This is a genomic window from Sulfurovum sp., from assembly GCF_041562805.1.
In the GTDB taxonomy this organism is placed as follows: domain Bacteria; phylum Campylobacterota; class Campylobacteria; order Campylobacterales; family Sulfurovaceae; genus Sulfurovum.
Genome location: NZ_JBFFOH010000269.1, coordinates 1 through 2,032, shown reverse-complemented (window position 1 = coordinate 2,032; position 2,032 = coordinate 1). Strand labels below are relative to the sequence as shown.

Sequence of the window (2,032 nt, the reverse complement as noted above, 5' to 3'; positions counted from 1 at the left end):
TTTTTTTACAATTGAAAATAGGTGGGATATTGGTTATACCCATAAGAGAGTCTATTTTTAAATTTACAAAGATCTCAGAAACACAGATCGAAAAAGAGGAATTTTACGGATTTGTTTTTGTGCCGTTGATCTATTGAACTATAGACTCTGAATGTTTAAAGTGAGAACTCAAAAAGCAGTTTTGGGTTTTAGTTCGTCTGACTTTCTAAAAGTATGTTTGCGTTGTAAGAAGACGAAATAAATGCTAATATCACTAATTAGGAGTTTTACATGATGAATCTGGCAGGTTGGTCATTGACGAATATCTCTATTGCCTTTCTGTGTGCCACACTTGTCGTTGGATGGTTCGGAATACAGATGACGAAAACGGCGCGTGATCTGGCACACGAGACGGGGATGGGTGAAGTGCTGATGGGAGCGCTGTTCATTGGTGCTTCTACGTCGCTCTCGGGGATTACGACTTCCGTTACGGCTGCGATGTCTGGTTACGCGGAGCTTGCTGTCAGTAACAGCCTTGGTGGTATAGCAGCTCAGACGGCTTTTCTTGCCATCGCTGATATTGCCTACAGAAGGGCGAATTTGGAGCATGCTACCGCTTCTGCGGAAAATCTATTCATGACGACATTGCTGATGACTCTGTTAAGTATCCACCTAATGGGAATCGCCGTACCTAATCTGTCTATCTGGGTTATACATCCTGCCACACTGCTGTTGATCGTCGTCTACCTTTTTGGCATACATTTGCTTTCACGCACACATAAGATGCCGATGTGGCTGCCACGAAAAACACATGATACACCAATAGAGGAACATAAAAGTATAAAGCGGATGTCAAAAGACTTGGCAGGTTTGTGGGGTCGTTTTATTATCTATTCCGTTATTGTTGCCAGTGCGGGATGGCTTCTGTCACAGCTCGCCGTACCTCTTGTACAGAGAACGGGGCTTTCCTACGGTGTTGTTGGTGGTGTCTTGACAGCCATCTCAACCTCCATCCCTGAACTGGTCGTCGCTGTTACCGCCGTAAGGATGGGAGCACTTAATCTTGCAGTAGGTGACATTATCGGAGGCAATGCTTTTGATACACTCTTTATAGCAGCATCCGATATTGCCTACAATGAAGGTCCGATCTATGCTGCCATCTCTTCTACGGAAGTATTTTGGCTAGCAAATTCACTTTTAATGACAGGTACACTGTTGATGGGACTTGTCTATCGACAGCGCTATGGTCCGGGAAACATTGGATTGGAAAGTACGGTGCTACTGCTATTGTATTGTGGGGGTGTTGCATTGCTTGGAATGGGATTTGTGTAGAACAAATTGTATGAACTTCTGTATTCTACATTCCTTCGTGATACATTATTTTCATAATGTTTGAGTGAAGGGGCATATTGATTAGAAATTTCATTGTTGAACGACTTGTTAGTGGTATTATGAAAACTCCAAATATGTCCTATTATTGCTTTATTTGAGTATTAATAAGGTATCAAATATCTCTTGATATTGACGATATATAATATGCTATAATCTTTGTATGAATATCATAGAGAACTTACATAGAGCAAAACAATTATTGGAAGATGCAGATGCCATTTTCATTACTGCTGGAGCAGGAATGGGAGTGGACTCAGGGTTACCTGACTTTAGAGGGGTAGAGGGGTTTTGGAATGCTTATCCTAAAGCGAAAGAACTAGGACTCCATTTTGAAGAGATGGCAAATCCTGAGTGCTTTGAATCTGACCCTCAGCTTGCTTGGGCTTTTTATGGTCACAGGTTGCATCTTTACCGTGATATCGTACCTCATGAAGGTTTTCTGAAGCTATTAGAAGTCTCTAATACTAAAAAATATGGAGCACATATTTTCACTTCAAATGTGGATGGTCAATTTCAAAAGGCTGGTTTTAAAGAAGAACAAGTGATGGAGTGTCACGGCTCTATCCATCATATGCAATGTATCGATAATTGTCAGGGGATACTTTGGAGTGCTGATGATACCTTTATAGAGATAGAAGAGGGTTTTAAAGCCAAAGAACCT

At 41.3% G+C, this 2,032-nt stretch carries 2 protein-coding genes; both read left to right on the top strand.

Going from position 1 to position 2,032, the window contains the following annotated elements:
* The first annotated feature begins 270 nt into the window (after positions 1 to 270).
* Positions 271 to 1,311, top strand: a complete 1,041-nt coding sequence (locus tag ABYK33_RS15620; RefSeq protein ID WP_373034247.1) for a sodium:calcium antiporter — start codon at positions 271 to 273, stop codon at positions 1,309 to 1,311.
* A 220-nt stretch (positions 1,312 to 1,531) separates the two neighbouring features.
* Positions 1,532 to 2,032 (top strand): NAD-dependent deacetylase (locus tag ABYK33_RS15615; RefSeq protein ID WP_373034246.1); only part of this gene is annotated, 501 nt, incomplete at its 3' end.